A 16,935-nucleotide genomic window follows, 5' to 3' on the forward strand; every position below is an offset into this window, starting at 1 on the left:
CTCAGCTCTCTGCAGGAGGCGAGTCGGTGCCGAGCGCAGCGGCCCGGAAGGCAGCCGAACGCTCCTCGAAGTTGGCGAACTCGTCGTAGCTGGGCGCGCCGGGGGAGAGGAGGACGATGTCGGCCCGGTTCTCGCGCGCACGGGCCCACGCCACACACGCGCCGAACGAGGTGAAGAGTCGGGCACGGAGGCCCGAGGCCTCGCAGGCCGGCGCGAGGCGGGCGCCGGTGGGACCGACCAGCAGCAGCTCGACGTCTTCCCGGGCGCTCACGGTCTCGAGCAGGACGTCGTAGGTGAGCCCGCGGTCCTCCCCACCCACGATCACGGCAATGCAGCGGTCGGGCTGCGGCGCCAAGGACGACAGGGACGCCACGACGGCCTCGGGTGCGGTGGCCAGACTGTCGTCGAGCCAGGTGCGCCCGTCGTCCGACGGCACCGGCTCCATGCGGTGCGGCAGTGGCGCGAAGGAGGAGAGGGCCTCGACCAGTGCCTCCGGAGGAGGTCCGAGGAGGCCGGCGAGACGCAGCGCCAGCGCGATGTTGTGGGCGTGGTGACGACCCGGCAGGGGCAGGTCGCCCGCTTCGATCCGAGGACCGTCCGGCCACACGATCGCGCCGTCGGGAGCGACGTGCACGCCGTCCTCGTCGGTGAGGAGGAGCCGGGTCCCCGGGGAGAGGCGTTCGCTGACCCGTCGAATGACTTCGTCAGCCTCGGCAGGCACCACCACGGTCTCTGGTCCGTGCGCGACCGCGTTCAACTTGTCGGAGTAGTAGCTCTCCAGCGAACCGTGCCAGGTCAGGTGCTCCGGGAAGAGCGACGTGACCGCGACGATGCGTGGCGAGCGCGTCAGCGACTGGGCCTGGTAGCTGGACAGCTCCATCACCACGACCTGCGCCGGCGGGTCGGACTCGGCCAGCACGCTGGTGCCGATGTTGCCGCGGAGGCTGGAGCGGACACCGGTGCGCAGCAACAGGTGGTGCAGCAGGCTGGCCGTGGTGCTCTTGCCCTTGGTGCCGGTGATCGCGACCACGCGGTGGGCGTTGTCGCTGAGCCAGAGGTCGGTGAGGCTGGTGATGGCCACACCTGCCTCGACGAGGGCGCGGTGGAGGTCGTGGGTGACCGGTACGCCGGGTGACTTGATGACGACGTCGGCGGTGAGCAGCGCGGTGCTCCCGTCCGCCCCGTAGACCACCCCCGGCGAGTCACCCCGGGGGAGGTCAGGCTCCGCGACGACGACCTCCACGCCGAGTCCTCGTACGTACTCGGTCACCGACGTGCCCTCACGGCCTTGGCCCCAGACCGCGACGCGGCGCCCGACCAGGTCAGAGAATCTCACGGACTGCCTTCTCGTAGCTGGGCGGCAGCAGGTGGTCGTCGCTGGGTGCGAAGGCTGCGACCACCTCGGCCTCGGGGAGGAAGGCACCGCGGATCTGGGGAAGTTGCAGGAACGGGTGGTCGGCCCAGTCGGGGTCGACGCTGATCAGGGTGAGGGCCGCGCGGCACTCGTCCGGCTCGCCGACGCACTCGAACGGCTTCATCCGTCCGTCCACGTTGAGCAGCTCGAGGAAGCCCTCCAGCTGCGTGGGGTCGGCGAAGAGGTCGCGGCCGCGGAAGATCGCCAACAACTCGTCGCGGGAGACGAAGGGGGCCAGCAGCAGGAAGACGAAGTGGCACTTGGGGCACTCCCCGCACCAGAGGCGTCGCTTCGACTCGTCGAGGTGAAAGGCCCGGTTGCAGCTGGTGAAGACGCAGTGGTACTCCCGCAGCTGGCCGAAGCGGCGCATGATCGCCAACTCGGTCAGCGGGCGCAGGAAGGAGAAGTAGCGCACCGGCACCGAGGTGATCGCCTCGCTCAGCAGCCGCTCGAAGCCGAGACCCTTGGACCACTGGTGGTTGACCTCGATGCCTTCCCAGGCCACGTTGCCGAACGACGAGGAAGCCTCGTTGCTGAAGACCACCGCGTCGTGTCCGTTGCGCACCGCGGTGAGGCATCCGATCAGGGAGTTGATCGCTGTCACGGGCACGTGGCCGTTGAGCGCACCGGCAGCGTTCAGCTCGAAGAGCAGCGGATCGATCCTGCGGCGTGCGACCAGCAACGGCAGGGCGGCGGCCTCTGCGGTGGCCTCGATCGGGGCGTAGGAGTTGACCGAGAAGAGGCTGACCTCGACCGGCATCCGTCGCAGCGACTCGATGGTGACGATCGAGTCCTTGCCACCGCCGACGGCGACCAACGGCCGTACGGGGTCCGGTGACGGGCCGCGGCGGGCGACGTCGCTCTCGACCTCGGGCAGGAGTGGGGCCTCGATCGTGGGGCGCAACGCGGACGCGACGTCGTTGCGGAACGCGAACTCGCCCAGGCCGTTGCGGATCACCTCCTCGAGGAAGGTGCGTTCGGTCTGCGTCAGTCCGCCGGGCACCGAGTACGTGGTGGGGATGCAGGTCTTGTAGTAGCTCAGGCTGGCAGCCAGCGCCAGCAGGCGGACGAGAGTGTCCGGCAGTGGCGGAGGTGCCGAGGCCGAACGCTCGCCCGGAATCGTGATCCGCTCGGTGAACTCCACCTGCTCGTCACCGGCTCGGGAGTTGATCCGGTAGTGGAGGGCGATCTCGCCGGCGGGGCCGACGGTGGGTTCGAGGACCTCGAAGGCGAGGGATTCTCGTGGGGCCGTCAGCAGCGAATGCATGGGCCTCAGCATACTGACCGACGGAGACAGTCCGAGCGTCGCGAACCGCTTCGCACCCTGCCCGCACCCTGCCCGCACAGTGGGACATCGGACGTGCCCGCGATCGTCGTCGGACCCCTTGGGCACAATGTGGGCCATGGCCAAGACCAACGCAGGCAATTTCTTCGAGGACTTCACCATCGGGCAGGTGATCGAGCACGCGACCCCGCGCACGGTGACCGAGGGCGACCGAGCGCTCTACGGCGCCCTCTACCCGACCCGTTTCGCACTGCCCTCCTCGGCCGAGTTCGCGGCGTCGGTGGGCCTGCGCAACGCTCCCGTCGAGGAGCTCATCGCCTTCCACATCGGCTTCGGCAAGACCGTGCCTGACATCTCCCTGAACGCGGTGGCCAACCTCGGCTACGCCGAGTGCCGCTTCCATGAGCCCGTGGTTGCGGGCGACACCTTGACCACGCGCTCGGAGGTCATCGGTCTGAAGCAGAACTCCAACGGCAAGTCCGGTGTCGTCTACGTCCGCTCCACCGCCTCCAACCAGCGCGGCGAGGTGGCGCTCGAGTGGGCCCGCTGGGTGATGGTGCACAAGCGTGACGTCGGCTCCGCCGCCCCCGAGACCGTCCTGCCCGACCTCGCCAAGGTGGTCGCGGTCGGCGACCTGGTGATCCCCGAGGGCCTCGACTTCACCGAGTACGACTTCACCGCGGCCGGTGAGCCACACCGGTTCGACGACTACGCAGTCGGCGAGAAGATCGACCACGTCGACGGTGTCACGCTCAGCGAGTCCGAGCACATGATGGCCACCCGTCTGTGGCAGAACACCGCCAAGGTGCACTTCAACGAGCAGGCCCGTCCCGACGGCAAGCGCCTCATCTACGGCGGCCACATCATCTCCATGGCACGTGCCCTCTCCTTCAACGGCCTGGCCAACGCGCAACTCGTCTCGGCGATCAACGGCGGCGCGCACACCTCTCCGGCCTTCGCGGGCGACACCGTGTACGCCTGGTCAGAGGTCCTGGACAAGGCCGAGACCGCGGCTCCCGGCGTCGGGGCGCTGCGTCTGCGGCTGGTTGCGACCCGCAACCGCGACGAGTCCATGACGTTGCGTGGCGAGGACGGCAAGTACGCCGACGGGGTCCTGCTCGACCTGGACTACTGGGCCTTCGTCCCGCGCTGATCATCCCCCGAAGACGAGGAGCCGAGCCGTGACCACTGGGGCTGAGTGGAAGGACATGTTCCACGCTGCCATCGAGGGCGACCTCGAGATGGTTCGTTTCCAGCTCGACTGCGGGGTCGACGTCGACTACGCCCATCCCGAGATGCAGTCGACTGCGCTGGTCGAGGCATGTCTGGCAGGCCACCGGGAGATCGCCCACCTGCTCCTTGATCGCGGCGCCGATCCCATGTTGGCCTCCGACATGGAGGAGTGCACCCCGGTCGAGGCCGCGCACCGCAGCGGTCTGGACGACGTGGTGCTGCGCCTGCGTTCCCTCGGCGCCCAGGAACCTGCGCAGCTGGCTCCACGACGACGTGGCCGGCTGCGTCGTCTGCTCGGGGGCCGCGGATGAGCGTGCGACCGAGCTGTGGCGTGTCCGTCCCGTGGCCCCGGTGCGGCAGCGGGGACACTCGCCTGTTTGCATTGGCCCCATGACCGACGAGAACGCGCTCGCCGAGCTGGACCGTCTGCGCTCGAGCATCGACAACCTGGACGCCGCGCTGGTGCACCTGCTGGCCGAGCGTTTCAAGTGCACCCAGCGGGTGGGTGAGTTGAAGGCGACAGCCCACATGCCTCCTGCTGACCCGGCGCGCGAGGAGTACCAGATCAAGCGCCTGCGGGGTCTGGCGGAGTCGTCGGGTCTCGACCCGCAGTTCGCCGAGAAGTTCCTGGCGCTGATCATCGAGCAGGTCATCCGCAACCACGTCGCTCTCCGGGAGAAGTGAGGGCCGAGGGCGGCGTTGCTCGCGCCCCTCGTAGTTCCTCGGCACAGAGGCGTTCGCCATGGGTTTAGGTCTTGGGACCTGCGTGGTAGAGAAAGTGTGTGCCACCTCACACTTCTGACGTCGCCAGCGCCTACGCGCACGATGACGCCCTGAAGGGCGTGCTCCTGGAAGCGCTGCTGCACGACACGACCCTGGCCGTCGCCGCGAGCGATGCCGCCGGGACGGTCACCATGATGAGCCCTGGTCTCGAGGCGTTGGTGAACAGCGACTTCGCTCCGGTGGCTGCCGAACAAATCCCTGAGCACTTTCGGGTCTACACCGAGGACGGTTCCCGGTTGTTGTCCCCCGAAGAAGAACCGGTCAACCGGGCTCGCAGCGGCGAGTCCTTTCGCGGTGCAGTGATGTCGCTGCGCACCCACGACGACCACTTCATCCACCTGCGTTGCAGCGGAGCGCCGTTACGCGCCCCCGGCGGTGAAATCCTGGGTGGGATCGTGCTCTTCGACGACATCACCGCCGAACGCGCGGTGCTGCGGGAGCAGGCGGCCCTGCGTGATCGACTGGTCGAGACCGTGAACCACCAACTGCGCACCCCCCTGACCAGCCTGCTCGGTCATGCGGAGCTGCTGGAGGATCTTCTTCCCGGCCTGCCGGCATGGGCGGCACGCTCGCTCACTGCGGTGATCCGTTCGGGACGCCACCTCGACGACCTCGTACGTGCGGTCTCGGACCTCGTCGACCTCGATGCGGCGCAGCACCTCAAGTGTGAGTCGGTGGACGTGGGTGCGCTCGTCTCGGGTTGCGTCGAGCGCTCGAGCCAGCTGGCAGCAGCGCACGGGGTGGACGTCTCGCTGAGCGCTCCCGCCGAGGTCCCCGCCGAGCTGGACGGCAAGAGGTTTGCTGCGGCGGTGAGCGCCCTGGTCACCAACGCTGTCGAGTTCTCACCCTCGGGCAGCGAGGTGGAGATCGAGGTCTCAGCTCCCGCCGGCCACGTCCGTGTCGAGATCGCCGACGCCGGACCGGGGATCTCGCCCTTAGAACGACAGCGTCTTCTGCTCCCGTTCGAGCGGGGGAGCAGCTCCCTCACGGCGCCCACGGGGCGCGGTCTGGGTCTCGCGGTGGCGCATGCGGTGGCGGTCGCCCACCGCGGCACGATCGAGTTCGAGGACAACGCCCCGACCGGGCTGCGGGTCCGGGTCGAGGTCCCGCGGGTCTGCGCGACGACGGGTGGCTCCGACCCACGTCGGTGACGTGCTCATCGCCCGACGCTCATTCCTCAGGGCGGGTCTCGGGGTGCGTCGCCTCGCTGAGGGAGATGTGGTTCGCCAGGGTCTCCTCGGCGTAGGTCCGGCCGATCTCGATGAGCTCGGCGCCTCGGTGGAAGTCGAGGGTCTTGCAGATGTTCTTCGGCATCGTGATCATCACGTCCGGGGGATAACTCGCCAGACGGTATCGCGCCACCACGCTCTGCAAGACGTCCAGCGAGAGCTCCATGACGTCGAAGACCCCGAGCTCGGAGGGCAGTTCGTCGAAGCCGGATGCCCGGACGAAGTCCTCGCTCACCGGCTCCGACTCCGACTCTGCCGAGATGGTCGCCGGCTCGCCGCCGTCCCCGGCCTCCTGCTCACTGCGACGCGTGGTGAGCCAGGTGGTGAGGGTGCGGACCGTGTCGTTGTCCATCATGTGCGACGCGGTGCGTCGGAACTTCTCCTGCCACTCCGACATCGGGCGCGGCTCGGAGGACTCTCGGGTCCTCGTCCGTGCTCCCGTACCAGCCTCCGTGGGCAACCCGGAGAGGTCGACGGCGACCACCAGGTCCACGTCGAGTCCCGACAGCGGTGCGATCGGGACCGGGTCGGTCATCACCCCGTCGGCCAGCAGCCGACCATTGAGCATGACCGGGGCGAAGAGAGTGGGCAGCGCGATCGATGCCCGGATCGCCATCGGCAGAGGACCTTCCTGGAACCACACCTCCTTGCGGGCCAGGAGGTCGGTCGCCACGGCGGTGTAGGGGATGGGCAGGTCCTCGATACGCACGTCCTCGAGCAGTTCGTTGACCCGCGCCATCAACCGGTGGCCCTTGAGCGCGCCCGGGGTGCGCAACGACGGGTCCAGCAGCCGGATCATGTCCCGGGTGGTCAGGGAGGTGACCCAGTCGGTGAACGTGTCCATCTGCCCGGCCGCGTGGATGCCGCCGACGAGTGCGCCGATCGACGTGCCGGAGATCCCCACGATCTCGTAGCCGCGCTCCTCGAGCACCTGGATGACGCCGATGTGGGCGTATCCGCGGGCGCCGCCGCCGCCGAGTGCCAATGAGATGCGGGTCGGAGAGGTCACGGTCCCGATGCTAGTCACCCTCCGGGCGCAGGAGGCCCGCACGGTGCCCAGCGACGCCAGCTGTACTTTGGGGTACCGATCACGTCCTATGCGCCACGTGCCCCGAAAGGCCTCTCGATGTCAGCTCAGACCCCCGTGTGGGCGCAGTCGTACGCCCCCGGTGTGCCGCTCTCGCTCAACTACGGAAGCACCACGGTCCTCGATCTCTTCGAAGCTGCCGTGCGCGACCACGCCGCGCGACCCGCCCTGGACTTCATGGGGCGCACCACGACGTACGCCGACACCGCCGATGCCGTACGACGCGTGGCCGCAGGTCTGCGTGAGCTGGGCGTCGAGGCGGGCGACAACGTCGCCCTGGTGATGCCGAACTGCCCGCAGAACGTGATCGCGTTCATGGCCGTCCTGCGTCTGGGTGCGACCGTCGTCGAACACAACCCGCTCTACACGGCGGGTGAGCTCCGGGCTCCCTTCGCCGACCACGGGGCGCGGGTCGCGATTGTCTGGGACAAGGTCGTCCCGGTGGTGGAGTCGCTGCGCGCGGACTCCTCCCTCGAGCACGTGATCGCCGTGGACCTCACCACGGAGCTGCCGCTGGTCAAACGTCTCGCGCTCCGTCTGCCGATCGCGAAGGCCCGCGCGTCGCGGGAGCAGCTGCACGCTCCGGCTCCCGGCGCGACGCCGTGGAAGAGCCTGCTGGCTCACGACCCGATCGACGAAGCGCATCCGCGCCCGGTCGCTGACGACGTGGCGCTGATGCTCTACACCTCCGGCACCACGGGTCGCCCCAAGGGTGTTCCGCTCCGGCACCGCAACCTGGTCGCCAACGTCGTCCAGGGCCAGGCCTGGGTCTCCGGGATGGTGCCCGGACGGGAGACCGTGATGGTCGCGCTGCCGCTCTTCCACGCGTACGGCGTCACGGTCAGCGTGCTGCTCGGGCTCTCGGTGGCCGCCAAGTTGGTGCTGTTGCCCAAGCCCGAGATCGGGCTGATCATGGATGCGATGAAGCGCGGGGTGCCGACCTTCCTGCCGGCAGTCCCGCCGCTCTACGCCAAGATCGTCGACGAGGCCGAGAAACGCGGCGTCTCCATCCGGGGGATCAAGTGGTCCCTCTCCGGGGCGATGGCGCTCCAGGCCGACCTCATCGAGCGGTGGGAGGCCGCCACCGGGGGTCTGCTCGTCGAGGGTTATGGGCTGACCGAGACCTCGCCGGTCATCGTCGGCAACCCGATGTCGAAGGCTCGTCGTCCCGGCTCGATCGGGGTTCCGTTCCCCGACACCGACGTCCGGATCGTCGACCCCGAAGACCTCGACCGTGAGGTCGAGCTCGGGGAACGGGGCGAATTGCTGGTCCGTGGACCGCAGGTCTTCGACGGTTACCGCGACCTGCCCGAGGAGACTGCTGCGGCCTTCCACGACGGCTGGTTCCGCACCGGCGACATCGTGACGATGTCAGACGACGGCTTTCTCACCATCGTCGACCGGATCAAGGAGGTCATCATCACCGGTGGCTTCAACGTCTATCCCTCCGAGGTCGAGGCAGCGTTGCGGCTCCACCGCTCGGTCGGCGACGTCGCGGTGGTCGGCCTGAGCAACGTTGGTGAGATCGAGGAGACGGTGGTGGCGGCGGTGGTGGCTGCCGAGGGCGAGCAGGTCGACGTCGACGCGTTGCGGGCCTACGTGCGTGGCGAACTCACGCCGTACAAGGTGCCGCGTCGGGTCGTGGTGGTGGCGGAGCTGCCGGCCAACGCCATGGGCAAGGTGCTGCGTCGCGAGGTCGTGGAGCTGCTGCAGAAGGACTAATCGAGAATGCGTCCTGCGTCACGTCGAGGATTCTTCGTCGCCTGCGCAGGGCAGGATGGGTGGCGATGACCAGGACGACTGCCCCCCGCCATGCCGGACCCCGAGCTGACGCGCGGCCTCGGGAGCCCTTCGAGATCGTGACTCCCGAGCCGGAGGCCGATGCGCTGCGGCGCCGAGGTCTGCGGATCATGCGGAGCTTCGCGGGCGGACTCCTGGTCCTGGCGGCGATCGTCTACGTGGCGACCCATGGCCAGGACGGCTTCTGGGGCTACGTCAACGCCGGGGCCGAGGCGTCGATGGTCGGCGCGATCGCGGACTGGTTCGCCGTCACCGCCTTGTTCCGGCACCCGTTGGGCCTGCCGATCCCGCACACCGCGCTGATCCCGCGTCGCAAGGACGAGCTCGGTCGCGGTCTCCAGGAGTTCGTCGCGGAGAACTTCCTCCAAGAAGAGATCATCCGTGACCGGGTCGAGGTCGCCCAGATCTCGCAGCGGGTGGGGGACTGGGTCGCGGTTCCGGAGAACGCGCGCCGCGTCGTCGACGAGGCCTCCGAGGTCGTCTCGATCGGTCTGGGCAAGGTGCGCGACGAGCACATCTCCGACTTCGTCACCCAAGCCCTGGTGCCCCGATTCCGCGAAGAGGCCATCTCGCCCCTGCTCGGGAGCCTGCTCACCGAGATGGTGGCCGACGACGTGCACCACGGCCTGGTGGATCTGGGCATCGAGGAGCTGCACCGCTGGCTGGTGGCCAACCCTGAGACCTTCGCCCGGGTGCTCTCCGAGCGCGCCCCCTGGTGGACCCCGCAACGACTCAACGAGGTCGTCACCCAGAAGGCGCACACGGAGTCGTTGCGCTGGCTCGAGGACATCCGCGACGACCCGGACCACCACGCCCGTCAGGCGTTCGACACCATGCTCCAGCAATTGGCCGGTGACCTCCTCGAGGACCCGGCCACCCAGGCCCGTGCGGAGGCGCTCAAGGACCGTCTGCTGGACCACCCCCAGGTGAGTACGACCGTCATCTCACTCTGGGATGCCCTGCGGCGCGCTCTGCTGGCTTCGCTGCGTGATCCCCAGGGTGCGGTCCGGGAACGCGCCGAGGTCGAGCTGGTCGCCTTCGGTGAGCTCCTGCGTACGGACGCGGAGTTGCGTGCCCGACTCGACGGCCTCGCGGCAGACGTGACCGTCTTCCTCGTCGAGCGGTACGGCGCCGAGGTCACCGAGGTGATCACCCACACCATCGAGCGTTGGGACGGCAAGGAGGCGGCCCGCAAGATCGAGCTGCACGTCGGCCGGGACCTGCAGTTCATCCGGATCAACGGGACCGTGGTCGGTGGCCTCGTCGGCGTCACCATCCACGCCATCAGCCAACTGCTGGGTCACTGAGCCGGGCGGGGCATGCGCGGGCCGCGGGCGGTGGGAGGATGGAGCCATGAACACCCCCGCACCGATGGACGTCGGCATCCGCGACGAGATGATCCGACTTGGTCAGTTCCTCAAGCTGGCCAACCTCGTCGACGACGGCGTACAGGCCAAGACCGTCATTGCCGAGGGGGCCGTCGAGGTCAACGGCGAGGTGGAGACCCGTCGCGGGCGGCAGTTGAAGGCCGACGACGTGGTCACGCTGGGTGGGCAGGCCGTCCGAGTCGTCCACGGGGACGTCCCGGACAACCTGCCCTGGTAGCTGTCAGCGCTGGGTGATCAGTGCTGACGGGTCAGCGCACGGCCAGCAGGTCGACCACGAAGATCAGGGTCTCGCCGCCGGCGATCGCGCCCGGCGCTCCGCGGTCGCCGTAGCCCAGGTGCGGCGGGATGACGAGGCGACGACGGCCACCGACCTTCATGCCCTGCACTCCGTTGTCCCACCCTGCGATGACCTGGCCGATGCCGAGGCGGAACTGCAGGGGAGTGCCGCGGTTGTAGCTGGCGTCGAACTCCTCGCCGGTGGAATGGGCCACGCCCACGTAGTGCACGGAGACGGTGTTGCCGGAGGTGGCCTCGTCGCCCTCGCCCACGACCAGGTCAGTGATCTCGAGGTCGGAGGGGGCGTCACCCATGTGCGGGTCGACTTCGGGCTTCTGCATGACTTGCCTCTCGTTGTGAACGGAAACGCCGGCACGATGTGCCGTCTCACATCCTAGGTTCTGGCTCCGACCAGGTCCCGCGCCGGACCGTGGGCCCGACGTAGGCTGCCGCCCGAGCGACCGGACCTTCCCGGCGGCGAGGCGCACGAGACCTGCAGGAGACATCCATGACGAAGCCGATGACCTTCACCCTGTCCGAGGACGAACGCCCCACGTCCTGGTACAACATCGTCGCGGACCTGCCCGTGCCACCGCCCCCGCCGCTGCACCCCGGCACCCACCAGCCTGTCGGCCCCGACGACCTCTCGGCGCTCTTCCCGCCGGAGCTGATCGCCCAGGAGGTCTCCACGGAGCGCTGGATCGAGATCCCCGAGGCCGTCCAGGAGATCTACGCCCAGTACCGCCCGGCGCCGTTGATCCGCGCGCGCAAGTGGGAGGAGAAGCTCGGTACCGGGGCCCGCATCTACGTGAAGTACGAGGGTGTCTCGCCGGCCGGCTCTCACAAGGTCAACACCTCGGTGCCGCAGGCGTACTACAACAAGATCAACGGGATCAACCGCCTCACCACCGAGACCGGTGCGGGTCAGTGGGGCACCGCACTGGCCTACGCATGCTCCCTCTTCGACATGGAGTGCGAGGTCTGGCAGGTCGGTCACTCCTTCGACACCAAGCCGCAGCGACGCACCCTGATCGAGGTCTTCGGCGGTAAGGTGCACCGTTCTCCGTCGCGGATGACCGAGTCGGGCAAGGCCTTCCCCGAGGACCACCCCGGGTCGCTGGGCATCGCGATCTCCGAGGCCGTGGAGCTGGCCGCCCAGGACGAGGGAGCCAAGTACGCACTGGGGTCGGTGCTCAACCACGTACTCCTGCACCAGACCGTCATCGGCCAGGAGGCCGTGCTCCAGCTGGCCAAGGCAGGCGAGTCCGGGGCCGACCTGGTGATCGGGTGCGCGGGCGGCGGCTCCAACCTCGCCGGACTGATCTTCCCGTTCCTGCGGGAGAACCTGGTCGAGGGCAAGACGGCTCGGCTGGTGGCGGTGGAGCCGGCCTCGTGCCCGACGATGACCCGCGGACAATACGCGTACGACTTCGGCGACACCGCCGGCCTGACGCCGTTGATGAAGATGTACACGTTGGGCCACGACTTCGTGCCGTCCAAGATCCACGCCGGTGGTCTGCGCTACCACGGCATGGCCCCGTTGGTCTCCCACGTGGTGCACGAGGGTCTGGTCGAGGCAGTGGCGCTGGAGCAGGACGAGTGCTTCGCTGCCGCGGTCGAGTTCGCCCGTACGCAGGGCATCGTCGCGGCCCCTGAGTCGGCCCACGCGTTGGCCCAGGCGCGTCGCGAGGCGCTCGCGGCGAAGGAGGCCGGCACCGAGCCGGTGATCGTGGTCGGACTCTCCGGGTACGGCCTGCTCGAGCTGGGTGCCTTCGACTCCTACCTCAAGGGCAACATGTCGGGTGACTCGCTCTCCGACGAGGACCTGGCCGCCTCGTTGGCCGGGATCCCAGAGATCAGGGTCTGAGATCAGGCACTGAGATCAGGCACTGACCGCGCAGCACCGTCGCGCCGACATGGCTGGTGGTTGCTCCGGCATCCACCGGCCATGACGGTCGGGTCAGGCCTGCTGCACGTACGCGTCGAGCTGGTCGCGCTCGAACTCCAACTCGCTGATGCGGCTCTTGACGACGTCACCGATGCTGATCACGCCGATGACCTTGCCGTTGTCCAGCACCGGGACGTGACGAATGCGCTGTTCGGTCATCAGCTTCATCAGGTCCGTCACGTCCTCGTCCGGCTCACAGACATGCAGGTCGGTCGTCATGATGGCGGCGACCTCCCGGGTGACGACCTTGCTGGTCTCGGTGATGCGACGCACCACGTCGCGCTCACTCACGATGCCGTCCAGCGCGACGCCGTCGGTGCTGACGAGCACGGCGCCCACGTTGTGACTGGACATCAGGGCCACCAGGTCCGACACCAGGGCCGTGGGGCTGATCGTGATCACGCTCTGGATCTCTTTGCCCTTGAGAACGTCTCTTACTCGCATGGAACTCCTCCTGGTCGGGCCGCCTTTCGCACACCGTAGTGCCCCGCACCGCCCGTGAACAGGGGTGCGAGTGGGGTCCCGTCGCGTCCAGCGGCCGATTCAGCCCGACCGGTGCGGCTCAGTCCGACTGGCGGCGACGCAGCTCGGTCACCGATCCGGCGCCGCGGGGCTTCGAGTCCGGGTCGGAGTCATCGCCCTCGGCGGTGCCCAGAAATGCCATCGCGGCCTCGTGGAGGTGGCCGTTCGTGGCGACGGCGTTGCCGCCCCAGGGGCCGTCCTTGCCGGCCAGCGAGGTGAAACGTCCGCCGGCCTCGCGCACGATGACGTCGAGGGCAGCCATGTCGTAGAGCTCAAGCTCGGGTTCGGCGGCGATGTCGACCGCACCTTCGGCGAGCAGCATGTACGACCAGAAGTCACCGTAGGCGCGGGTGCGCCAGACCCGCCGGGAGAGCTGGACGAAGTCGTCGAGCTGGTCGCGCTGCTCCCAGCCCGAGAGTGAGCTGTAGGAGAAGGAGGCGTCTTCGAGGCGGCGTACGTCGGAGACCTCGCAGCGGGTGGCCTTGAGCAGGCTCTTGCCGGTCCAGGCGCCGTGCCCCTTGGAAGCCCACCAGCGTCGATTGAGCTGGGGCGCCGAGACGAGGCCGACGACGACCTCTCCGTCGACGGCCAGCGCGATCAGGGTCGCCCACACGGGGACACCACGTACGAAGTTCTTGGTGCCGTCGATCGGGTCGATGATCCACTGACGCTGGCTGTGTCCGGTGGAGCCCTGCTCCTCGCCGAGGATCGCGTCACGTGAGCGGGTGCGGGACAACGTACGCCGGATGCCTGCCTCGACATCCCGGTCTGCGTCGGTCACCGGGGTCAGGTCCGGCTTGCTCATGACATGCAGGTCCATGGCCTTGAAGCGCGCCATCGTGAGGGAGTCTGCGTCGTCGGCCAGGACGTGCGCCAGGCGCAGGTCATCGGTGTAGTCAGTGGAGCCGGAGCCGGAGATCGACATGGGCACAGGTTATGCCCCCTCGACGGCGGGACGCATCGGCGCACCGCAAACGTGGGACCGCCGCGCGCCTCACGAAGCGTGCGGCATCCGACGTCGGGGGTCGTTCAGTCGTCCTGACTGCGCTCCCGGGCAGCCAGCAACCGGCGGAAGGAGTCCACGCGGTCCGGGTCCGCCTCACCGGCTGCCATGGCGTCGTCGAGCCCGCACTCCGGCTCGTTGCGTCCGTGGGAGCAACCGCGGGGACACTCCTCGGTCATCTCGTCGAGGTCGGGGAAGGCCTCGATCAACCGTTCGGGCTCGACGTGGGCCAGGCCGAAGGAACGGATTCCGGGGGTGTCGATGATCCAGCCGGCCTCGTCGGGCAGCGGCAGCATGTAGGCCGAGGTGGACGTGTGACGGCCGCGGCCGGTGACGGCGTTCACGTGGCCGACCTCGCGGTGCGCCTCGGGGACCAAGGCATTGACCAGCGTCGACTTTCCCACGCCGCTGTGCCCGATGAGGACGCTCGTACGCCCGGCCAGGGCAGCGCGCACCTCGGTCAGGTCGTCGCCGCGTTGGGTCACCACCCACGGCACACCGAGTGAGCGGTAGGTCCGCAGCAGTGGTTCGGGGTCGGTGAGGTCGGCCTTGGTGAGGCAGAGCAGGGGCGACATGCCGGCCGCGTACGCCGCGACGAGGGCCCGGTCGATCAGTCGCGGTCGTGGCTCGGGGTCGGCCAGGGCAGCGACGACCACCAGCTGGTCGGCGTTGCAGACGATGACGCGCTCCACCGGGTCGTCGTCGTCCGCGGTGCGCCGCAGGGTCGTGGTGCGCGGGTGGACCTCGACGATGCGGGCCAACGACCCGTCGCGCCCGGAGACGTCTCCGACGACGCGGACCCGGTCGCCCACCACGACTCCCTTGCGACCCAGGGGCCGCGACTTCATCGCCATCACCCGGTGCCCGTCGAGGAGAAGGGTGAACCTGCCTCGGTCGACGGTGATGACCACGGCGTCGACGGCGTCGTCGTAGGAGGGACGGTCCTTCGTACGTGGTCGGGTGCGGCGCCGGGGGCGTTCGTAGCTCTCGTGGTCGGTCTCGTCGTAACGGTTCGTCATCGCTCGATCAACCCGCTCACGCCCACAGGCCCGTCCAGAAGCCGGCGAAGTCGGGGAAGGTCTTGCTGGTCGTGGCGATGTCCTCCACGGTGATCCCCTCCACCGCGGCGGCCAGGATCACGCCGGCATGGGCCATCCGATGGTCGGCGTAGGTGTGGAAGACACCAGCATGCAGGGGAGCGGGATGGATCTCGAGGCCGTCGGGACGCTCGACGACTCGGCCGCCCAGTGCGTTGATCTCGGTCGCCAGGGCCGTCAACCGGTCGGTCTCGTGGCCGCGGATGTGGGCGATGCCGGTCAGGGTCGACGTCGAGTCCGCGAGCGCACAGAGGGCGGCGAGGGCGGGAGTGAGTTCACCGTGGTCGCTGAGGTCGAGGGTGATCCCGTTCAATCGCTCTGGGCCGGTCACGGCAAGGCCTTCGTCGACCCGGGAGGTCTGGCACCCCATCCGCTCGAGGATGTCGACGAGGGCCGCGCCCGCCTGGGTGGTCCGGGCGGGCCAGTCGCGGACCACGACGCGACCGCCGGAGACCGCCGCCAGCGCGAGGAACGGAGCAGCGTTGGAGAGGTCGGGCTCGATTCGGCGCTCCAGTGCTCGGATCGATCCGGGCGCCACTGCCCACCGGTTCGGGACGGAGTCATCCACCTCCACTCCGTGTTCGCGGAGCATCTCGACCGTCATCTCGATGTGCGGGAGCGAGGGGACCGGCGGGCCCTGGTGGACGATCTCGACGCCCTCGTCGAAGCGGGCGCCGACCAGGAGCAGGGCGCTGATGAACTGGGAGGAGGCTGAGGCGTCCAGCACCACACGGCCGCCACGGGCGCGCCCCGTCCCCACCACGGTGAACGGGAGTGAGTTGCGGCCCTCGTCCTCGACCTGGACGCCGAGCCCACGCAGCGCGTCCAACATCTGTCCGATCGGGCGCGTACGCATGTGGGGGTCACCGTCGAAGGCGGTGGGGCCGCTGGCCAGCGACGCGACCGGGGGCACGAACCGCATCACCGTGCCGGCGAGGCCACAGTCCACCTGTCCGCCGCCCGCGAGGACCCCGGGGGTGATGAGCCAGTCGTCACCGGCAGTGTCGACGTGGGCGCCCAGACTGACGAGGGCAGCGGCCATCAGCTTGGTGTCGCGCGAGCGCAGGGCGCCGCGCACCACGCTGGGACCGTCCGCCAGCGAGGCCAGGATCAGCGCCCGATTGGTGAGCGACTTGCTGCCGGGCAGGGAGACGGTGACATCGACGGGGGTGGGCGCGTAGGGCGCGGGCCAGGGGTCGAGGGGTGCGTCGGTCGTCAGATCGGTGGGCACAGTCACCCGTTCACCCTAGTCACCGCGAGAGCCACCTACAGAGTCAGGTCATAGGTGTTGTTGCGTGGGTCGGGGTCGTCCAGGTCGTTGCTGGTCACACTGAGCCGGATCGCGGTGAGGGGTAGTCCGATCAACCGGAACGGGATCGTCACGTCGGATCCGTCACCGACGATGGCACACGTGAGGGTGCCGCCGCGCAGCGTGCAGCCCGACGGAGCGTTGACGAACCAGGCCAGCAGTGGCGCGCGGATCGTCAGGGTCGCAGTGGTCCCCGCAGGCAGCCCCGAGACCGTGGCGGACCCTGCGGTGGTGATGCCCGTGAGTCGTCCGCTCGCCGTCACCGCGAGGTCGCTGACCGGCTCCGGCTCCGGAGTGGGGGTCGGGTCGACCGTGGGCGTGGGCTCGACCGTCGGAGTGGGCTCCACCGTGGGCGTGGGGTCGACGGTGGGCGTGGGCTCGACCGTGGGCGTGGGGTCGACCGTCGGAGTGGGCTCCACCGTGGGCGTGGGGTCGACCGTGGGTGTCGGGTCGACCGTGGGCGTGGGGTCGACCGTGGGGGTGGGGTCGACGGTGGGGGTCGGCTCCGGTCCAACGGTCGGACTCGGGGTGGGCGTGGGCTCTGCAGTGGGTGTCGGCTCG

The 16,935-nt window shown here is 69.1% G+C and carries 17 protein-coding genes; 8 read left to right on the forward strand and 9 right to left on the reverse strand.

The window, feature by feature from the left end; genetic code table 11:
* Nucleotide 1: 1 nt before the first annotated feature.
* Nucleotides 2–1,336: a UDP-N-acetylmuramoyl-L-alanine--D-glutamate ligase gene (gene murD, locus DNK52_RS15160; RefSeq protein ID WP_162598802.1), complete on the reverse strand. Its 1,335-nt coding sequence runs from the start codon at nt 1,334–1,336 to the stop codon at nt 2–4.
* Nucleotides 1,323–2,681, reverse strand: a complete 1,359-nt coding sequence (locus tag DNK52_RS15165; protein WP_110241873.1) for a MurL-like N-terminal domain-containing — start codon at nt 2,679–2,681, stop codon at nt 1,323–1,325. The genes murD and DNK52_RS15165 overlap by 14 nt, the downstream gene beginning before the upstream one ends.
* Before the next feature lie 136 nt (nt 2,682–2,817).
* Here DNK52_RS15165 and DNK52_RS15170 point away from each other — a divergent pair, with 136 nt between their 5' ends.
* The 4 genes from DNK52_RS15170 to DNK52_RS15185 all read left to right on the forward strand — a co-directional run bounded on the left by DNK52_RS15170 (nt 2,818) and on the right by DNK52_RS15185 (nt 5,866).
* The gene (locus DNK52_RS15170; RefSeq protein ID WP_110241874.1) at nt 2,818–3,852 is read left to right on the forward strand and encodes a MaoC family dehydratase; all 1,035 of its coding nucleotides are present in this window, start codon (nt 2,818–2,820) and stop codon (nt 3,850–3,852) included.
* Nucleotides 3,853–3,880: 28 nt separating this feature from the next.
* Nucleotides 3,881–4,243 (forward strand): ankyrin repeat domain-containing protein, encoded by a 363-nt coding sequence (locus DNK52_RS15175; RefSeq protein WP_110241875.1) that lies wholly within the window; start codon nt 3,881–3,883, stop codon nt 4,241–4,243.
* A gap of 79 nt (nt 4,244–4,322) precedes the next feature.
* Nucleotides 4,323–4,616, forward strand: a complete 294-nt coding sequence (locus tag DNK52_RS15180) for a chorismate mutase (protein ID WP_110241876.1) — start codon at nt 4,323–4,325, stop codon at nt 4,614–4,616.
* 98 nt (nt 4,617–4,714) lie between these two features.
* Nucleotides 4,715–5,866 carry a sensor histidine kinase gene (locus DNK52_RS15185; RefSeq protein ID WP_162598803.1) on the forward strand — a complete coding sequence of 384 codons (1,152 nt, stop codon included), beginning with the start codon at nt 4,715–4,717 and terminating at the stop codon, nt 5,864–5,866.
* Between the two features lie 19 nt (nt 5,867–5,885).
* Here the strand turns inward: DNK52_RS15185 and DNK52_RS15190 are convergent, their stop codons facing one another.
* Complete coding sequence (locus DNK52_RS15190) at nt 5,886–6,953, reverse strand: patatin-like phospholipase family protein (protein ID WP_204163570.1); 1,068 nt, start codon at nt 6,951–6,953, stop codon at nt 5,886–5,888.
* Between the two features lie 117 nt (nt 6,954–7,070).
* Here DNK52_RS15190 and DNK52_RS15195 point away from each other — a divergent pair, with 117 nt between their 5' ends.
* From DNK52_RS15195 to DNK52_RS15205, 3 genes are all read left to right on the forward strand, one after another.
* Nucleotides 7,071–8,753 (forward strand): long-chain-fatty-acid--CoA ligase, encoded by a 1,683-nt coding sequence (locus tag DNK52_RS15195; RefSeq protein ID WP_110241878.1) that lies wholly within the window; start codon nt 7,071–7,073, stop codon nt 8,751–8,753.
* A 65-nt stretch (nt 8,754–8,818) separates the two neighbouring features.
* Nucleotides 8,819–10,138, forward strand: a complete 1,320-nt coding sequence (locus DNK52_RS15200) for a DUF445 domain-containing protein (RefSeq protein WP_110241879.1) — start codon at nt 8,819–8,821, stop codon at nt 10,136–10,138.
* A 46-nt stretch (nt 10,139–10,184) separates the two neighbouring features.
* Nucleotides 10,185–10,436, forward strand: coding sequence for an RNA-binding S4 domain-containing protein (locus DNK52_RS15205; RefSeq protein ID WP_110241880.1), 252 nt, complete (start codon nt 10,185–10,187; stop codon nt 10,434–10,436).
* A 31-nt stretch (nt 10,437–10,467) separates the two neighbouring features.
* On the opposite strand, the gene DNK52_RS15210 is transcribed toward DNK52_RS15205, so the two are convergent.
* On the reverse strand, nt 10,468–10,836 hold the full coding sequence (locus tag DNK52_RS15210; protein WP_110241881.1) for an FKBP-type peptidyl-prolyl cis-trans isomerase: 369 nt from the start codon (nt 10,834–10,836) through the stop codon (nt 10,468–10,470).
* A gap of 167 nt (nt 10,837–11,003) precedes the next feature.
* Between DNK52_RS15210 and DNK52_RS15215 the strand changes: the two genes are divergently transcribed.
* Entirely contained in the window at nt 11,004–12,362 is a 1,359-nt protein-coding gene (locus tag DNK52_RS15215) for a TrpB-like pyridoxal phosphate-dependent enzyme (RefSeq protein ID WP_110241882.1), read from the forward strand.
* Nucleotides 12,363–12,455: 93 nt separating this feature from the next.
* On the opposite strand, the gene DNK52_RS15220 is transcribed toward DNK52_RS15215, so the two are convergent.
* From DNK52_RS15220 to DNK52_RS16205, 5 genes are all read right to left on the reverse strand, one after another.
* Nucleotides 12,456–12,887: a CBS domain-containing protein gene (locus DNK52_RS15220; protein ID WP_110241883.1), complete on the reverse strand. Its 432-nt coding sequence runs from the start codon at nt 12,885–12,887 to the stop codon at nt 12,456–12,458.
* Nucleotides 12,888–13,005: 118 nt separating this feature from the next.
* A complete protein-coding gene (gene hisN / locus DNK52_RS15225) occupies nt 13,006–13,890 on the reverse strand; it encodes a histidinol-phosphatase (RefSeq protein WP_110241884.1) in 885 nt (294 codons plus the stop codon).
* A gap of 104 nt (nt 13,891–13,994) precedes the next feature.
* Nucleotides 13,995–14,987 (reverse strand): ribosome small subunit-dependent GTPase A, encoded by a 993-nt coding sequence (gene rsgA / locus DNK52_RS15230; RefSeq protein WP_110241885.1) that lies wholly within the window; start codon nt 14,985–14,987, stop codon nt 13,995–13,997.
* A 16-nt stretch (nt 14,988–15,003) separates the two neighbouring features.
* On the reverse strand, nt 15,004–16,302 hold the full coding sequence (gene aroA, locus DNK52_RS15235; RefSeq protein ID WP_239455715.1) for a 3-phosphoshikimate 1-carboxyvinyltransferase: 1,299 nt from the start codon (nt 16,300–16,302) through the stop codon (nt 15,004–15,006).
* Between the two features lie 29 nt (nt 16,303–16,331).
* On the reverse strand, nt 16,332–16,935 hold a 604-nt coding region (locus DNK52_RS16205), incomplete at its 5' end, for a hypothetical protein (protein WP_204163571.1).

Source organism: Nocardioides gilvus (assembly GCF_003194605.1).
GTDB lineage: Bacteria > Actinomycetota > Actinomycetes > Propionibacteriales > Nocardioidaceae > Nocardioides > Nocardioides gilvus.

What these genes read in the sequence shown, in the direction of transcription:
- DNK52_RS15165 (WP_110241873.1), bottom strand. Translation starts at nt 2,681, where the DNA reads ATGCATTCGCTGCTGACGGCCCCACGAGAATCCCTCGCCTTCGAGGTC.
- DNK52_RS15170 (WP_110241874.1), top strand. Translation starts at nt 2,818, where the DNA reads ATGGCCAAGACCAACGCAGGCAATTTCTTCGAGGACTTCACCATCGGG.
- DNK52_RS15180 (WP_110241876.1), top strand. Translation starts at nt 4,323, where the DNA reads ATGACCGACGAGAACGCGCTCGCCGAGCTGGACCGTCTGCGCTCGAGC.
- DNK52_RS15195 (WP_110241878.1), top strand. Translation starts at nt 7,071, where the DNA reads ATGTCAGCTCAGACCCCCGTGTGGGCGCAGTCGTACGCCCCCGGTGTG.
- DNK52_RS15200 (WP_110241879.1), top strand. Translation starts at nt 8,819, where the DNA reads ATGACCAGGACGACTGCCCCCCGCCATGCCGGACCCCGAGCTGACGCG.
- DNK52_RS15205 (WP_110241880.1), top strand. Translation starts at nt 10,185, where the DNA reads ATGAACACCCCCGCACCGATGGACGTCGGCATCCGCGACGAGATGATC.
- DNK52_RS15210 (WP_110241881.1), bottom strand. Translation starts at nt 10,836, where the DNA reads ATGCAGAAGCCCGAAGTCGACCCGCACATGGGTGACGCCCCCTCCGAC.
- DNK52_RS15215 (WP_110241882.1), top strand. Translation starts at nt 11,004, where the DNA reads ATGACGAAGCCGATGACCTTCACCCTGTCCGAGGACGAACGCCCCACG.
- DNK52_RS15220 (WP_110241883.1), bottom strand. Translation starts at nt 12,887, where the DNA reads ATGCGAGTAAGAGACGTTCTCAAGGGCAAAGAGATCCAGAGCGTGATC.
- hisN (WP_110241884.1), bottom strand. Translation starts at nt 13,890, where the DNA reads ATGTCGATCTCCGGCTCCGGCTCCACTGACTACACCGATGACCTGCGC.
- rsgA (WP_110241885.1), bottom strand. Translation starts at nt 14,987, where the DNA reads ATGACGAACCGTTACGACGAGACCGACCACGAGAGCTACGAACGCCCC.